This window comes from Nocardia sp. CC227C (assembly GCF_030767025.1).
Taxonomy (GTDB): domain Bacteria; phylum Actinomycetota; class Actinomycetes; order Mycobacteriales; family Mycobacteriaceae; genus Nocardia.
Genome location: NZ_JASITE010000002.1, coordinates 89,006 through 104,441 on the forward strand (window position 1 = coordinate 89,006; position 15,436 = coordinate 104,441).

The following is a 15,436-nucleotide window of genomic DNA, read 5'->3' on the forward strand; positions in this document are numbered from 1 at the left end:
GTGTGCTCAGCTGGGATGCCCCGGTTCCAGATCGGCGACGTCGTGGTAGCGCAGCGCCGTCACCGTCGCGGCGGGTGCCGTGCCGTACTCGGGGGCCAGCACCATCCCCTGGTGGTCGCCGAAGTCGTGGCGCGCCACCACCCGGCCGACGAACCAGGCGGCGGCGTCCTCGAGCAGCGGTGCGCCGTGCGGCCCCACGTACCACCGGCACCAGCTGAATTTATCCATCTCGTCCCCGGTTTCGGCGCCGAACAATTGCGCGAGAGCGATATTCTCGCGATCCACCACATGCACTCCGATATGGTTCGCGCGCCGCGCGACACCGTAGGTGTGATTGGCCTTGGAGACACACACCAGAAAACGTGGGGGTTCGATGGCGACCTGCGTGGCGAACCCCACCACGCAGCCCGCCCGCTCGTCGTCGACGGCCGCGGTCACGATGACGATCGGCGCGTCGGCGGCGGCCGGGGCGGTCCGGCGGCACGGATACCCAGGACGGCGCTCGAACAGCGGTGCGCGGCCTCGCAATCCGTGCCCGGCTCATCCGGTCGGCCAGGAGAGGAACCCTGTCCGGCGGGCGCGGTCGTGATCCGGGTCGTCCGCCGCGTCGACCCGTTCGATCGCCCGCCCCAGTGCGGAGAGCAGTTTGGCGGGCGGTACGGCGGCGATCGGCGCCCACCATCCCTCGGCCAGCCAGTCGATCCCCGACTCCGGCAGGCCCTCTCGCCGCAGCCGGTCCAGATCGGCGTCGCCGTGCCACGGTTCCCGCAGCCGCAGGGCCGATCGGCTCATCGCGACGGAGTGCGGCAGCAGGCCGACCGTGACGGCTCGGCCGCCCAGCGCCGCCCGCGCGTCGACGGCGAAGGTGATGCCGCGCACGCTGGCGTCGTGCAGGAGGAATACCGGAATATCTGCGGGCAGCAGCTCCATCCGGTCCGTCACCAGCATCGACCAGGTCCCCGCCACGTCATTGGCGGTGAGGCAGGCGAGCACGCTGCGGTCCTGGCACAGCACCGCGTACCGCGGATCCTCCACCGCGGGGGGTCGAATCGTGGTCTCGTCCACCACGCCCGGGGGCGCGGCGCCGTAGGCGCTCGCCCACGCGCCGATGACGTCGGCGCGAAAGCTGTCGTAGGGCACCGGCATTCGGATCACGGCACGCTCGGCGAACCAGGGCCGCAGCCGCCGCATGCCGAGCACGACCGACGCCACCAGCACGGCGGTGATCACGATCGCCGCGAACCCCGGCGCACCAACCAGCCAGATGAGCAGCCCGAATCCCACGATGGTGGCGCAGACCCCCAGCCGCACACGGCGGAACAGGCCGAGTCCATCCGGCAGTTTCGTCCGGGAGGCCGCGTACCAGAGCTGCGCGCCCGTGTAGCACAGCTCCCGTTCGTCCCGGAGCCGGTCGACCAGTCTGCGCAGGCGCAGATCGTGCAGCCCGAGTGGACTCGCCCCGGGTTCGAGGGCGAAGGACCCTCCGCACTTCGAACACCGGCGCTCACCCCGCTCTCGGCGCGGCAGATTCGCACTGCAATGCGGACAGATCACAACACGCCCTCATCTCGACCCACGGCGGCAGCCGAGTCCCAGGTTAGTGCGGACTATGAATTTTCTCGCGGGGATCGGCACCGCTGCGGTCGGCGCGGGCGGCGTCGCGGCGTGGTGGACAGCAGCGGTTCGATCGGACCGTCGTAGCCGGAGGCAATGAGATCGACCGTGGCGGTGAACTTCTCGACGAAGCGTTCGGCGGTCTCGCGGTCGAAGCGGGCCACCGGGTAGCGGAAGGCACCGTCGATTCCGACGGCCGCGCCGGTGTGGTCGTACTGCTCGGTGAGACCGAACTCCAGGTCGTGTTTGGCGCGGACCACACCGGTGGGCAGCTCCGTCACGGACAGCTCGCCCACCGCGGCGGCCGCGGCCGGGGCGGCGTCGGCGCGTTGCAGGATCAGCGTGGCCTGGAAGAGCGGATGCGATGGATCCTGCGGCAGACACCGCTTCAGCCGGGGATTGGGGGTGTCGGGGTGCGCGAAGGCGGCGAGGCTGACCCGCCGCACCTGGTCGAGGAGTTCGGCCAGATCGGCGGTGCGGTGCAGGCGAATCCGCATGAGCACGTCATCGGCGAGATTGCCGACCAGATCGGCCAGCAGCGGGTCGTCGCGGCCGGACACGGCGGTGGCCACCGTGACGTCGCGGGAGTTCGCGAAGGCCCCGACACTCAACGCGAACGCGGTCTGCAACAGCATGAACAGGCTGGAGCCGCACCGACGGGCGCGGGCGAGCAGATCGCGATGCAACTCGGCGTCGAAGCGGACGGCGACGGTGTCGCCGGTGGCGTCGGGGCGCACCGGTCGCGGTCTGTCGTAGGGGAACTCCAGCGGTGTGGGACGGCCCGCCAGAGTGATCGCCCAATAGCGCAGCTGGGCACTGGCGCGGCTGTACGGATCGTCGAAGTCGCCCAGGTACTCGTGTTTCCACAGCGTGTAGTCGACATAGTCGACGGGCAGCGGCGGCCAGTCGGGTGCGTGTCCGGCCGCCCGCGCCAGGTACGCGGTCACCAGATCGCGCATGAGCGGGCCGATGGACGCGCCGTCCACCGAGATGTGGTGAATCACCAAGGCGAGCACCACATCCCGCTGGCCGAGCCGGAAGACCCGCGCCCGGATGGGCAGTTCGGTCGCGAGATCGAATGCGTGGGAGCTGAACTCGGCGAGTTGCCCGGCGAGGCGGCCGGTGAAGGTGTCCACCACCGCGACGTCGAGGCGGGCGAAGTCGGCGTCCACCACCACCTGGATCGGACCGTCCACGGCGGGCGGATAGCAGGTGCGCAGCGGCGTGTGCCGCCGCACCACATCCTCTAGCGCGGTGGTGAGGGCGGAAATGTTCACCGCCTGTCCACGAATTCGAAAAGCGCGAGCAATATTCCAGTCACCCGAAAGTCCGGCCTGCGCGGCATGCCACATACGCTCCTGTGCGGGGGCCAGGGGAATTCGCGGCGATCTGCGCATCGGGCGTAATGGAAGAGGTTCGGAAACGATTCGCAGGAATTCCTCGTCGTCTGCCGGTCGCCGCCGACCCGCCGAGCTCGCCCAGGCGGGAACCGGTACGAGCATTGCGGCCGTCCTTTCCGCTGCCGCGCGCACATCATCGCCGCCCGTGAATCCGGCAGCATTTCGGGGCGACGAGCGAAAACCGTAGCAAGAACTCGGCTATTCGGGTGCCCCTACGAAGGAGACCCGGGTCACCCCGACGTGATCCGGTGGTCGCGAACCCGAACCGGTCCGAGATATCGCTGCCCGGCTACCGGGCGGCGGCGCGCGCACCTTCGGCCAGTGGGGCCGCAGCGCCCGCGGACGCCTTCCGCTGAACTGCGGCGCAGCCGGTTTTCCCGATCAGTAGCGCGAATTCTTGGCCGGGAGGGCAGTCGCCCCGTACGGTATCCCGAGGTCGGGAATTGGAACCAAAGCATCCCCACAGCAAGGAGATTCATATGATCAACGTCCGGACTGCGGCACTGGTGGGCGTCGCCGCGGCCGCGCTGACCGCCTTCGGCGGCGGCACCGCCAGCGCTGGTAACCCCGCGGACTTCGACGCGCAGGCCACCCAGGTCTGCCGGGAGACCGGCAATGGGGAGTACCAGAAGGTCCAGTTCGCGATCCAGGGCTACCCGGCCTTCGTGAACTGCATCAGCGGCCCCGACATCAAGATCACCCCCATGCCCGCCGGAGCGTACTGCACGATCGCCGGCATCCCGCCGCGCGAGGGCGAGGCGGACGGCACCGGTGCCTGCCGCCTGATCGGCTGACAACTCCACGCTCAGCCATTCGGAGCCGACGAGGCCGGACACCGCGCCCGGCCGCGTCGGCTCCTTCGCGTCCGCACCCGCCGGTCCGCGTGGGTGAGCCGAGGCCGGTGGCACGAATCCGACCCGGAGACGCTTTCGGGGGACCGCACACCCCTCTGGACAGCAAATGCCCCGCAAGCGCATCATTTTCTTACCGTCCAGTGCCGTTCGTCGGGGGAACGTCAAAGGAAATCCCGAACGGATGGAAGAGATCATGTTTATCAAGAAATTGGTGGCGACAGCGGTGTTCGCCGTAGCGGCCACCGGAATCACCATGGCAACGGCACACGGTCAGGCGGGCCTCAGCGTCAGCGGGGTGGACGGCTCGGTCGGCTACACCGCGACCCTGGCCGCGGACCATTCGAATGCCTTGGTCACCCTCGCCTCCGGCAAATTCGTCCTCACTCCGGACGCCGTGCAGGTGGTGGCGGACAATGGCGCGGTCGTCGGAGCGATCCCGACGAGCCTGCGCACGGAGGCCGGCGCGAACCTCGCCGTCACGCCGACCCTGCACAGTGACACCGCATTGACCCTCGCCCCGGTGGGCGGGCCGACACCGGCCGCGGTCACCTCGCAGGACCTGCCCTTCATGCATGAGGCCGGCGGACCCGGCCACATCTTCGCGGGCATCGCGATCGGCTGCGTCGTCGGCGTGCTGATCGGCATCTGGTTCTTCCTGGTCGGCGCGATCGTCGGCTGCTTCGTCGGTGCCGTCATCGGCGGATTCATCGGCGCGGCGTGGTGAGAATCGGGTCGTTCACCGTTCCGGCGCAGGCGACTTCGCAGCCTCGGTGAGGGACCGTGCGCCCGTGGCCACCGCGATGGCCACGGACAGATCGAGATGGAGTTCGAGGTCGGGGTCGACGGCGGGACCGTCGTAGTGGGCGATCCCGCTGTCGGTGACCGTATAGTGCAATGCCGTTTCGCCGATTCGCACGGTAACGGTACCCTTCGGAATCATTTGCGCCACAGCACGTCCCAGCGGCAGCGCGAACCAGTGGGCACGCACGGCGTCGGTGGCGCGGCGCTCGCCGAGCAGTGGCGTCCCCCAGGCGGAGAGCGCGTCGAGCACGGGCCGTAGCGCGAGCCCCGCGGGCGTGAGCTCGTAGACGGCCGTCGCGGCCCGCGTTCCGGCCCGACCGCGCGTCAGAACGCCCTCGCGTTCCAGATCCTTGAGCCGCGCGGCGAGCATATCGGTGCTGATGCCCGGTAGATCGGCGAACAGATCGCTGTAACGGCGCGGCCCGGAACACAGTTCGCGCACCACCAGCAGACTCCAGCGGTCCCCGACGATGTCGAGGGCCCGGCTGACTGCGCAGTAGTGGTCGTAGCTTCGGCGTGGCACGGGCCCACTGTAACGTGTCACTTGGAAATTCCAAGTGCAAACTTTGATTTTCCAAGTAGAGTGTGCGGCAACCGGATCGAGAAGGGGTTGTTCATGCAGGTCAAGCAGTCCAGCAAGCTGGCGGGTGTCTCCTACGAGATCCGCGGCCCGGTGGCCGAACACGCCGCACGGCTGGAGGCCGAGGGTCATCATGTGGTGAAGCTCAACACGGGCAACCCGCTGCCGTTCGGATTCGAGGCGCCCGCCGAGATCCTCCAGGACATCGTGCGCAACCTGCCCGGCTCCAGCGGCTACTGCACCTCGAAGGGCCTGCTCAGCGCGCGCCGGGCGGTGGTGCAGTACTACCAGACGCTCGGCCTGCCCGATGTGGACGTCGAGGACGTCTTCCTCGGCAACGGCGTCTCCGAACTGATCATGATGGCCATGACCGCGCTGCTGGAGAACGGTGACGAAGTCCTCGTTCCCGCACCGGACTTCCCGCTCTGGACGGCGGCCACCACGCTCAACGGCGGCCGTCCCGTGCACTACGTCTGCGACGAGTCCTCGGACTGGTTCCCCGATGTCGCCGATATCGAATCCAAGATCACCGACCGCACCCGCGCCATCGTCGTCATCAACCCGAACAACCCCACCGGCGCGGTGTACTCCGACGAGGTGCTGCGCCAGATCCTGGAGGTCGCGCGCCGCCACAGCCTGGTGGTGTTCTCCGACGAGATCTACGACAAGATCCGCTACGACGAATCCCCGCACACCGCCACCGCCACCCTGGCCCCCGATCTGCTGTGCCTGACCTTCTCCGGCCTGTCCAAGGCGTACCGCTGCGCGGGCTTCCGCTCCGGCTGGCTGGTGGTCACCGGGCCCACCCAGCACGCCGAGAACTACCTCGAGGGCCTGACCATGCTCGCGGGGCTGCGCCTGTGCGCCAACGTCCCCGCTCAGCAGGCGATTCAGGCCGCACTGGGCGGCCATCAGAGCATCTACGACCTCACCCTGCCGGGCGGGCGGCTACGGGAGCAGAGCGAACGCGCCTGGGAGGCGCTCAACGCCATTCCTGGCATCTCCTGTGTCAAGCCCAAGGGCGCGCTCTACGCCTTCCCCCGCATCGATCTGGACATGTACCCGATCCACAGCGACGAGCGGTTCATCCTGGACCTGCTGCTCCAGGAGAAGATCCACATCGTGCAGGGCACCGGCTTCAACTGGCCGCGGCCGGACCACTTCCGGATCGTCACCCTGCCGCACGCCGACGATCTGGAGGCGGTCATCGAGCGCATCGGCCGCTTCCTGGCGACCTACCGCCAGTAGTGCCCGCTATCGGGCGGGCATCAGATCGGGTGCGGTGGCGGCGGCGGGCAGCGCCCGCCGCCGGGTGACCACCAGGAACAGCGCCACCAGCAGCAGACTCCACCAAATGTAGGTATTGCCGATGAAGTGCTGCCAGGGCGTCCAGGATGTCTCGCGGTGCTCCCCGTCCGGCAGCCAGTTCTGCGGACCGATCACATAGATCGCGGCCGTGACGGCGATGGCCGCGTACCAGCCGATCCCCCGCCGCCACGGCAGCCGCGTCGCGTACCCGATCATGGCGAGCAGGGCCGGGGCGATCCAGATCCAGTGGTGCGACCACGAGATCGGCGAGACCAGCAGGGTGAACACCGCGTTGACGGCCAGGACCAGCGGCGGGTGGTCCACGGCCCGGCGCATGGCCGCCACCACCAGCGCCAGCAGCGCCGCCGCGATCGCCAGCCACAGGATGGTGGACAACGGCTTGTGCACCGAGAGCCGGGTCAGCACGGCCTGGATCGACTGATTGGTGTGGAACGCCGACCCGCTCAGCCCGGAGGCGTTGCCCAGCCCACCGAACCAGTAGTCGATCGAACTCCGGGGCAGCACCAGGAAGGTGACCGCGGTCGCGGCGGCCCCCGTCACCGCCGCGGTGGCGGCGGCGCGGTAGTCGCGGCGGATGAGGAAGTAGAGCACGAAGGCGGCCGGGGTCAGTTTGACCGCGGCGGCGATGCCGATCAGCACGCCGCGCCGCCAACGCGGCTTCTCCACCAGGCAGTCGGCCGCCACCAGCGCCATCAGCAGCAGATTGACCTGACCGAAGTCCAGCGTCGAGCGAGCCGGTTCCAGCAGCAGCGCCAGCGGTGTCGCGCACGCGGTGACGAAGACCGCGAGCCGACGGCGCCGCGCTTCCGGCCAGATCCGCCGGGCGACCACGTAGAGCGTGACCGCCAGCGCGGCCACCGAGGTCACGAAGAAGGCGACGGCCGCCACCGGCCACGGCACCAGTGCGAACGGCATGAGCACCAGCGCGGCGAAGGGCGGGTAGATGAACGGCAGCCCGATGCCGATGGTGGTCTGCGGCAGCTGCCCGTACAGGTCGCCGCCGTGTCGCAGCGTATCGACGCCGAGCCGGTACACCTGAAGGTCGATGAACCCGCCGCTGATCTCCTTGAACGGCCAGACCGAGGTCGTCAGGCCCCACGCGGCCAAGCCCGCGCACAATAGCGGAACGAGCCACACGACCAGCCTCGAGCGACGGTCCGGCGACTTCGGCACAGCAACAGGGGTGGAACAACTCATCCGCGGCGACTATACCGGCGACACCCGCCCGATATGAACCGCGTGCGGACGGCTCAGGTGGTCAGGCCGCGACGGACGAGCAGTGGCTCGACCTCGGGCGCGCGGCCGCGGAAGGCCGCGAAGGCCGTGAGCGGATCGACCGAGCCGCCGCGCGAGAGCAGCTCCCGGCGGAAGGTCTCGCCCTTGTCCCGGATCGGGGCCGCACCGTCGGCGAACCACTCCGCGGTGTCGGCGTCGAGCACCTCGCTCCAGAGGTAGGAGTAGTAGCCCGCCGCATAACCCCCGGCGAAGATGTGGGCGAAGTAGCCGGTGCGGTAGCGCGGCGGAACGGCGGCGAGCGCGATTCCGGCCGTGCGGAGCGCCCGGCGTTCGAACGCCTCGGCATCGGTCGGTGCGTCGGCGGCGGAGATGCGGTGCCACGCCCAGTCCAGCAGTGCGGCGGCCAGGTACTCGACGGTGCGGAAGCCCTCGCCGAAGCGTTCGGCGGCGGCCATGCGCTCGACCAGCGCGGCGGGCATCGGCTCGCCGGTCTCGACATGTCGGGCGTAGTGCGGCAGCACCTGCGGATGCGACATCCACATCTCGTTCACCTGCGACGGGAACTCGACGAAATCGCGCGGCACCTCGGTGCCGGAGAAGAACGGATAGCGCACGTTCGAGAACAGCCCGTGCAGCGCGTGCCCGAACTCGTGGAAAAGGGTGCGGACATTGTCCCAGGTGAGCAGGGCCGGTTCCGATTCCGGCGGCTTCACGATATTGAGGTTGTTGACCACCACCGGCCGCTGCCCCAGCAGCGTCGACTGGCTGACCAGTTCGTTCATCCACGCGCCGCCGCGTTTGGACGGCCGGGCGAAGAAGTCGCCGAGGAACAGGCCCAGCGGTGCGCCGTCGGCGTCGAAGACCTCGAAGACCCGGACCTCGGGGTGGTAGCCGAGCAGATCCTTCCGCTCCCGCAGGGTGATGCCGTAGACCCGTTCGGCGGCGAAGAATACGCCGTCGACGAGCACGCGTTCCAGTTCGAAGTACGGGCGCAGCGCCTCGGCGTCCACCGAGAAGCGTTCGGCGCGCACCTTTTCCGACCAGTACTGCCAATCCCAGGAGCACAGCTCGGCGTCGGCGCCGGTGTCCGCGCGCATGGCGGCGGTGAGTTCGGCGGCCTCACGCTCGGCGTTGGCCACCGCGGGCGGAACCAGGCGGGCGAGCATATCCTCCACCGCCGCCACGGTTTTCGCGGTCTGGTCGGCCACCGCGTAGGCGGCGTGGTCGTGGTAGCCGAGCAGCGCCGCCCGCTCGGCTCGCAGGGCGGCCATGTGGGCCGCGAGCGCGCCGTTGCCACCGTTGCCGAAGCCGCGCCCCAGCGAGGCGGCCATCACACGCCGCCGCACCTCCCGGTCGGCCAGCTGCGCCAGTACCGGCTGATTGGAGACGTTCTGTAGCCTCAGCGCCCACTTGCCCGGGTGCCCGAGCGATCCGGCGTGCTCGGCCGCGGCGGCGACCGCCGTGGGCGCGAGTCCGGCCAACTGCGCCTCGCTGTCGAGAATCAGCGTGGCGGCATTACCGGCCGCCAGATTACGCTGCCCGAATTCCGTTGCCGCCGTGGCGAGTTCGGCATTGAGTTCACGCAATCGGTTCTGCCCCGCCGCATCCAGCCTGGCCCCCGCGCGGACGAACCGGATGTGGTATTGCTCCAGCAGCCGCGCCTGTTCGGCATCCAAGCCGAGTGCGTCGCGCCGCTCGTACAGCGATTCGATGCGGGCGAACAGGGCCGGGTCCAGGTGGATGGCGTCCCGGTGCGCCGCGAGCCGCGGCGATATCTCGGCCTCGATGGCCTCGATCCGCTCGGTGGCGTCGGCGGAGGCGACATTGAAGAAGACGTTCGACACACGGGTCAGCAGCGCACCCGAACGCTCCAGCGCCTCGATCGTATCGGCGAAGGTCGGCTCGCCGTCGGTGACGGTGATGGCCGCGACCTCGGCCAACTGCTCGGCCATTCCCCGTTCGAACGCGGGCAGGTAGTGCTCGTCGGCGATCTCCGCGAAGACGGGGAGTTCGTACGGAAGCGGGCTGCGCTCGAAGAACGGGTTGATCGTCATGGCGCAACCCTATGCGGCGGTCGTGACAGCCGGTGTCCGTGGCCGGAACTCAGCCGCGCGCACCGAGCGTGAAGGCGGCGCTGCGACCGCGGCCGTCCAGCCTGCCGTCGCCCCAGCTGGCGCTGCCGTAGGCGTCGACCTCGACGGCGTAGTCACCGTCGGGAAGGGCGGGCAGGCGCAGGACGGCCGCGGAACGGCCGTCCACGAGTTCCAGATACCGGCGTGGTCCCGCAGAGTACGGAGTCACCGGGTCCGAAGGCGCCGGGTCCAAGGGCACCAGGAAGATTCGCGCGTACTCGAACTTGACGCGGGCGTCCCCGGCCGGTGACCAGGTGACCTCCACCATGCCGCCGCCCGTGACCGCGACCGTCACCCGCAGGGTCGCCACGGCCCGCTCCCTCACGACGTCCTCCCGGTGCCGGACCCGGGCGCTCAGGCCCGGCGGTCCACCGCGGCCCAGGCGGCCAGCGCCACCGCGCTCGACACCACCGCCACCGACGGCCAGGCCCCGATCTTCTTGGCCAGCGGATGCGAGGCCCCCATGGCACCGATCGCCATGCCGGTCAGGGCCGCCGCGCCCCCGGCCCCCGCGGTCCGGTACCAGCGCGGCACCGCTGCGAGGGTCCCCGCCGCGAACACCGCCCCACCCAGCTGCCGCTGCTTGGTCGCCTGCGCGAGCGCGAAACCGCCGGTGAGCCCACCGGCCGCGAGCAGCGACGTGGGAATCCGAGCCATCTGCACTACCTCCACCAGAGTTCGATCGAATGCCCTTCGACAGTACTCGCGGCCCGCATCGCGTTCGCCGAAGCGCCCGCTGGACCGGACATCAGTGGGCGCGGAGGGCGTCGAGAATCATGGGCCGGGCGGCCGCGAGGGCCTGCTGCCAGTAGGGCCAGACGTGGGTGCCCTGGACGAAGTCGAAGCGGGCCGGGATGCCGAGTGCGGCGAGGCGATCGTGGAAGATGCGGGCGGCCGCCAAGGTCATGGCCTCCAGCGCCATGGCATTGGCGGTGTTGCCGAGGCCGTAGCCGATATCGGGCAGGCCGGGCACGCCGTTGCCGGTGGAGATGTACATCGGCAGCCCACGCAGGCGTTCGGCCTGCACCGTGGCGTCGTTGCGCCGCCAGGCGGGATCGCCCGCCGGGCCCCACATATCGTCGACGGCGAAGCGGCCCTCGTCCCACATGGCCGCCCGCATGGCCTCGTGCCACAGCGGGAAGGTCGGGTTCACGAAACCGGAAAAGCTGCCCGCGAAACGGAACTGGTCGCGGTGGTAGGCGGCCAGGACGAGTGCGGCATTGCCGCCCATGGACGCCCCGACGACGGCGTTGTCGGTACGGGACACTCCGTAGCGGGCCAGGAATCCCGGCAGCTCGCGGGTGAGGAAGGTCTCCCACCGATAGGTGATGCGCTGACCGTTGGTGCCGCTCGGCCGATACCAGTCGGCGTAGAAGCTCGACCGGCCGCCGACCGGGAACACCAGAGTCACGTTGTCACCGGCGAACTGGCGCAGGGCGTCGGTGTCACTGGTCCACTGGCTGTGGTCGTCCGGCGCGCGCAATCCGTCGAGCACGTACAGCGCGGCACTCCCGCCGCGCGCCGCCCACTGCACCTGCACCTTGATCGGGCCCATGCTCGACGGCACCCACAGCTCCTGGAAAACACCCGCCGGTGCGCGCCGCGCCGGTGCGGCATCGGCCACCGCGGCACCGAAGGACGCCATCAGCACGACTGCCGCCACCATCGTGACGGCCGTGCGCAACCACGCCCTGATCGATCCCCGTTCTCCGGACCGCGTGACCCCGTACACCACGTGCCTCCCACCGTAGTCCGCGCCGAGAACGCTACGCCGATGCGGCGAATCCCGCTGTGGCTCAGCGCGATGTACCGGATGGCGCACGTGGGACCACAGCCGGTGACCCGGTCGACGGCGTCATCGCGGCCGCCTGCGCACCGTCCTCCGCGATCTCCAGCACCCGATCGGCCAGCCGGTCGACGACGGCTTCCTGGTGGCTGATCACGATGAGCGCCAACCCCTCCCGCCGCAGCCGCTCGAGCAGGTCGAGCACGGTGTCCCGGGACGGCGGGTCCAGCGACGAGGTGATCTCGTCGCAGATCAGCACCCGGGGTGCGGCGGCCAGCGCGCGGGCGATGGCGGCGCGCTGCTGTTGACCGCCGGACAGATGTTCCGGCCGCCGCGTCCGCAGCTCCGCGTCCAACCCGACACTCTCGAGCAGCTCCCGGGTCCGCCGTCGCGCGGCGGCGGCGTCGAGTCCGTGCAGCAGTCGCGACGGCCGCCCGATCTGCGCACCGATACGGTAAGCGGGATTGAGCGAGGTGGCCGGATTCTGGAAGACCAACTGCACGGCTCGCCGGTGTTCGACCGGGCGACGGTCCACGCGCGGACGCAGGGGCACGCCGTCGAGATCGACCACCCCCCGAACCGGTGCGTGCAGACCCGCCAATGCCCGTGCCACCGTGGTCTTTCCGGCACCGGACCGCCCGGTCACGGCGAGGCATTCCCCGGCGTGCAGGTCGAACGACAGCCCGTCCACGACGGGCCGGAAGCGCCCGCGCCGTCCGTGCCCGACCGTGAGCCCGTCCACTCGCAACACCGGTATCGCATCCCCGGCGGGCGGCCGCGCCGACGCGTGTCGTTCCACCGATGCCCGCCGCACCGCGGATACTGATGCCGCACCACGTGATTCGCCGGAGCACGGTCCCGGCGATCCGGCTCGACCCGGCCCGGGTGATCCAGCGCCATCGCGCACCGCGATCCCCGCGCCACCGGAGCCGGAGAAGACCGGCGCACCGCCGATATCGCCGCGCGCCGCGGCTTCGGTACCACACGGCACCGGCACTTCGACTTCCGCGGACACCGCGGCTTCGGCATCGCAGGACGCCACGGATTCACGATCGCGCGACGGCGACGACTCGCCGCCGTCCGACAATACGTACGCACCAGCCGACGATGCCGAAGCACCTGTCCACGAATCGGTTTCGCCACCGCCAGGCTGCGACGGCTCGCCACCGCGCGCCACGGGCGACACCGCCCGCCCACCGTCCAACTCCAGCACCTCGTCGATGAGCGGGGCGACCGAGGCGAGGTCGTGGGTGATCACGAGCAGTGTGCTCGTGCGGGCGCGGCGGATGCGGAGCAGGGTGTCCACCAGGCGATCCCGGGTCCGTGCGTCCAAGCCCGTTGTCGGCTCGTCGAGCACCACCAGGGCGGGATCGCCGAGCAGCGCCATGGTCAGCAGCACCCGCTGCTGCTGACCGCCGGACAGTTCGTGTGGGAAGCGGCGCTGGAATTCGCGGTCGGCGGGCAGGTCGACCCGGCGCAGTGCCGTGCCGACACTCGCGGCGGTATCGGATTCGCCGTGGCGGCGCGCGATCTCGCGCAGGGCGGCACCGATGCGCAGGGCCGGATTGAGCCCGGTCGCCGGATCCTGTGGCACGTAGCCCACGGCGCGCCGATGGCCGCTGTCGCCGAGCCCGACCGCACCGGAGGCCGTCAGCCCGTCCGGGAGCGCGCCGAGCAGCGCCAGCGCCAAGGTGGTCTTGCCCGCGCCGGAGGGGCCGACCACGGCCAGGCCGCCGCCGGCCGGGATGTGCACCGAGATGTCCTCCAGCACGGCATTTCCGGCGGCATCGCGGACGTCGAGCCCGGTCACCGTCAACCCCGGTCCGGACAACGCGGTCACGCGGCGCGTTCCGGACTGCCGTGCGCCCGCACGAACCGCCGCCCGCGCGCCCACCCGCCGTGCCGCCGCGGACCGCCCGCCCGCCGACCAGGTGCCCGCCGCGCGCGCGGATCCGAGCGCGCGGTCGGTGAGCATATTGACCGACACCACCAGCACCATGATCAACAGCGCGGGCGCCAGCACCGCCAACGGCTGCATCCCGAAACCCGGCCGGTTCTCGGTGATCATGAGCGCCCAGTCCGCCGAGGGCGGCCGCAGCCCCAGCCCCAGGAAGCCGCTCACCGCGACCATGGAGATGCTCGCCGACATGCGGACTCCGGCGTCGGCCAGCACCACCGACCGGAGATTGGGCAGCACCTCGACCAGCGCGAGCCGCCACAGCGGCTCTCCCCGCGCCCGCGCCGATTCCAGATAGCCGGTGGTGGCGACCTCCATCGTGCCGGTGCGCACGATGCGGATGATCCACGGCACCGAGGCCAGTGCCGTGGTCACCACGATCGCGGCCGGTCCCGAACCCATGGCGGTGGCGATCACCGCGAGCAGCAGGAACCAGGGAATCACCACGATGGCGTCCACGGGCCGCATGATCCAGCCGTCCACCGCCCGGCGCAGTCCGGCGGTCAATCCCAGCCCGAGTCCCAGCGCATAGGCCACCACCAGCGCGAGTCCCGCGATGGACAGCAGCGGCAGTCCACCGTGCAGCACTCGCGAGAGCACGTCGCGGCCCACCACATCCGTGCCGAGGAGATGACTCCCGGACGGCCCCTGGAACGGCGGCGCGACGGCCGCGGTCGGGCCGTACGGCGCGAGTGCCGGTCCGAGCAGCACCACCAACAGCACGGCCAGGGTGACGATCAGCCAGCCGGAACGAATCAGCCTGTGACTCATGACGATTCCCCCGTGACGGCCAGATGCCGCACCTTCGGGCTCACCAGCAGCGTGAGCAGATCCGCGATCAGGTACACCCCGATGCCGACGGCGGCCATCAGCACGGCCGCCGACTGCACGAACGGGAAGTCGCGCGCCTCGATGGCGCGCAGCACCTCCTGGGACAGGCCCGGATAGCTGAAGAGCGTCTCCACCACCGCGATTCCGCCGATCAACCCGACCACCGACCCGGCGAGCGGCTGTATCGACGCCGACACCGCATTGGGTGCGACATGCCGCAGCATCAGCCCCGGCCCGCGAATGCCGTTGAGCCGTGCGGTCCGGATATGCGGCCGCGCCATGACCTCCGCGGTCTGCGCCCGCACCAGCCGCACCGGATGCGGTGAGAGCCCGATCAGCAGGCACAGCACGGGCAATGCCAGTATCTCCGGGCGACTCCACGGGCTCGCGCCGGTCGGCAGCAGCGATACCGCGGGCAGCAGCCGCAGCGACAGCGATACCGTCGCCACCAGCAGGACGCCGAAGACGAAGGGCGGCACCGATTCCGCGGCCAGCGCCGCCGTGCTGATCAGCCGATCGGTGCGCGACCCGGCCCGCGCCCCGGCCAGCAGCCCGAACGCCACGGCGAGCGGGATCAGCAGCGCGACGGTGACGGCCGCCAGGGTGGCGCTGTTGGCCACCCGGCCGAGCAGCACCTCCTCCACCGGCCGCCCCGAGATGAGCGAGGTCCCGAAATCGCCCCGGACGAAGCCGGTGAGCCACTCCACGAAGCGCACCGGCGCGGGCCGGTCCAGCCCGAGTTCGGCGCGCACCGCGGCGAGCTGTTCCGGTGTGGGGTCGCCGCCGCCGGTGCGCGACAGCTTCACCGTGGCCGCGTCCGAATCCAGCGATTCGAACAGGCCGAACACCACGAGCGCGACGGCGAGCAGCACTCCGAGGCCACCGCCGACGCGCCGCGCGAGATAGCCGAGCATGC

At 70.4% G+C, this 15,436-nt stretch carries 14 protein-coding genes; 3 read left to right on the forward strand and 11 right to left on the reverse strand.

Translation table 11 applies throughout. The features are described 5' to 3' along the window. Nucleotides 1–6: 6 nt before the first annotated feature. The 3 genes from QMO76_RS03720 to QMO76_RS03730 are packed head-to-tail and all read right to left on the reverse strand — an operon-like array spanning nt 7 to nt 3,116. Nucleotides 7–528, reverse strand: a complete 522-nt coding sequence (locus tag QMO76_RS03720) for a flavin reductase family protein (protein WP_306359738.1) — start codon at nt 526–528, stop codon at nt 7–9. A gap of 12 nt (nt 529–540) precedes the next feature. After that, nucleotides 541–1,554: a hypothetical protein gene (locus QMO76_RS03725; protein ID WP_306359739.1), complete on the reverse strand. Its 1,014-nt coding sequence runs from the start codon at nt 1,552–1,554 to the stop codon at nt 541–543. Between the two features lie 53 nt (nt 1,555–1,607). Continuing rightward, the gene (locus QMO76_RS03730) at nt 1,608–3,116 is read right to left on the reverse strand and encodes a condensation domain-containing protein (RefSeq protein ID WP_306359740.1); all 1,509 of its coding nucleotides are present in this window, start codon (nt 3,114–3,116) and stop codon (nt 1,608–1,610) included. A gap of 377 nt (nt 3,117–3,493) precedes the next feature. On the opposite strand from QMO76_RS03730, the gene QMO76_RS03735 reads away from it, so the two are divergent. Next, nucleotides 3,494–3,808 (forward strand): hypothetical protein, encoded by a 315-nt coding sequence (locus tag QMO76_RS03735; protein ID WP_306359741.1) that lies wholly within the window; start codon nt 3,494–3,496, stop codon nt 3,806–3,808. Nucleotides 3,809–4,061: 253 nt separating this feature from the next. Further along, nucleotides 4,062–4,592 (forward strand): hypothetical protein, encoded by a 531-nt coding sequence (locus tag QMO76_RS03740; RefSeq protein WP_306359742.1) that lies wholly within the window; start codon nt 4,062–4,064, stop codon nt 4,590–4,592. Between the two features lie 12 nt (nt 4,593–4,604). On the opposite strand, the gene QMO76_RS03745 is transcribed toward QMO76_RS03740, so the two are convergent. Further along, complete coding sequence (locus QMO76_RS03745) at nt 4,605–5,213, reverse strand: helix-turn-helix domain-containing protein (protein ID WP_306359743.1); 609 nt, start codon at nt 5,211–5,213, stop codon at nt 4,605–4,607. A 72-nt stretch (nt 5,214–5,285) separates the two neighbouring features. On the opposite strand from QMO76_RS03745, the gene QMO76_RS03750 reads away from it, so the two are divergent. Continuing rightward, the gene (locus QMO76_RS03750; protein ID WP_306359744.1) at nt 5,286–6,497 is read left to right on the forward strand and encodes a pyridoxal phosphate-dependent aminotransferase; all 1,212 of its coding nucleotides are present in this window, start codon (nt 5,286–5,288) and stop codon (nt 6,495–6,497) included. Between the two features lie 6 nt (nt 6,498–6,503). Here QMO76_RS03750 and QMO76_RS03755 read toward each other — a convergent pair whose 3' ends face one another. The 7 genes from QMO76_RS03755 to QMO76_RS03785 all read right to left on the reverse strand — a co-directional run bounded on the left by QMO76_RS03755 (nt 6,504) and on the right by QMO76_RS03785 (nt 15,434). Further along, nucleotides 6,504–7,685: a glycosyltransferase 87 family protein gene (locus QMO76_RS03755; RefSeq protein ID WP_306359745.1), complete on the reverse strand. Its 1,182-nt coding sequence runs from the start codon at nt 7,683–7,685 to the stop codon at nt 6,504–6,506. Nucleotides 7,686–7,828: 143 nt separating this feature from the next. Further along, nucleotides 7,829–9,868 carry a M3 family metallopeptidase gene (locus QMO76_RS03760; protein ID WP_306359746.1) on the reverse strand — a complete coding sequence of 680 codons (2,040 nt, stop codon included), beginning with the start codon at nt 9,866–9,868 and terminating at the stop codon, nt 7,829–7,831. Between the two features lie 49 nt (nt 9,869–9,917). Next, nucleotides 9,918–10,271, reverse strand: a complete 354-nt coding sequence (locus tag QMO76_RS03765) for a hypothetical protein (RefSeq protein ID WP_306359747.1) — start codon at nt 10,269–10,271, stop codon at nt 9,918–9,920. 29 nt (nt 10,272–10,300) lie between these two features. Next, nucleotides 10,301–10,603, reverse strand: coding sequence for a hypothetical protein (locus tag QMO76_RS03770; RefSeq protein WP_306359748.1), 303 nt, complete (start codon nt 10,601–10,603; stop codon nt 10,301–10,303). Nucleotides 10,604–10,694: 91 nt separating this feature from the next. After that, the gene (locus tag QMO76_RS03775) at nt 10,695–11,612 is read right to left on the reverse strand and encodes an alpha/beta hydrolase (protein WP_372341894.1); all 918 of its coding nucleotides are present in this window, start codon (nt 11,610–11,612) and stop codon (nt 10,695–10,697) included. A 130-nt stretch (nt 11,613–11,742) separates the two neighbouring features. Then, nucleotides 11,743–14,460, reverse strand: a complete 2,718-nt coding sequence (locus QMO76_RS03780; RefSeq protein WP_306359749.1) for an ATP-binding cassette domain-containing protein — start codon at nt 14,458–14,460, stop codon at nt 11,743–11,745. Then, a complete protein-coding gene (locus QMO76_RS03785; RefSeq protein WP_306359750.1) occupies nt 14,457–15,434 on the reverse strand; it encodes an ABC transporter permease in 978 nt (325 codons plus the stop codon). Before QMO76_RS03785 ends, QMO76_RS03780 begins: the two co-directional genes overlap by 4 nt. Nucleotides 15,435–15,436 lie beyond the last annotated feature (2 nt).

What these genes read in the sequence shown, in the direction of transcription:
- QMO76_RS03750 (WP_306359744.1), top strand. Translation starts at nt 5,286, where the DNA reads ATGCAGGTCAAGCAGTCCAGCAAGCTGGCGGGTGTCTCCTACGAGATC.
- QMO76_RS03740 (WP_306359742.1), top strand. Translation starts at nt 4,062, where the DNA reads ATGTTTATCAAGAAATTGGTGGCGACAGCGGTGTTCGCCGTAGCGGCC.
- QMO76_RS03775 (WP_372341894.1), bottom strand. Translation starts at nt 11,612, where the DNA reads ATGGTGGCGGCAGTCGTGCTGATGGCGTCCTTCGGTGCCGCGGTGGCC.
- QMO76_RS03770 (WP_306359748.1), bottom strand. Translation starts at nt 10,603, where the DNA reads ATGGCTCGGATTCCCACGTCGCTGCTCGCGGCCGGTGGGCTCACCGGC.
- QMO76_RS03730 (WP_306359740.1), bottom strand. Translation starts at nt 3,116, where the DNA reads ATGCTCGTACCGGTTCCCGCCTGGGCGAGCTCGGCGGGTCGGCGGCGA.
- QMO76_RS03785 (WP_306359750.1), bottom strand. Translation starts at nt 15,434, where the DNA reads ATGCTCGGCTATCTCGCGCGGCGCGTCGGCGGTGGCCTCGGAGTGCTG.
- QMO76_RS03735 (WP_306359741.1), top strand. Translation starts at nt 3,494, where the DNA reads ATGATCAACGTCCGGACTGCGGCACTGGTGGGCGTCGCCGCGGCCGCG.
- QMO76_RS03780 (WP_306359749.1), bottom strand. Translation starts at nt 14,460, where the DNA reads ATGAGTCACAGGCTGATTCGTTCCGGCTGGCTGATCGTCACCCTGGCC.
- QMO76_RS03760 (WP_306359746.1), bottom strand. Translation starts at nt 9,868, where the DNA reads ATGACGATCAACCCGTTCTTCGAGCGCAGCCCGCTTCCGTACGAACTC.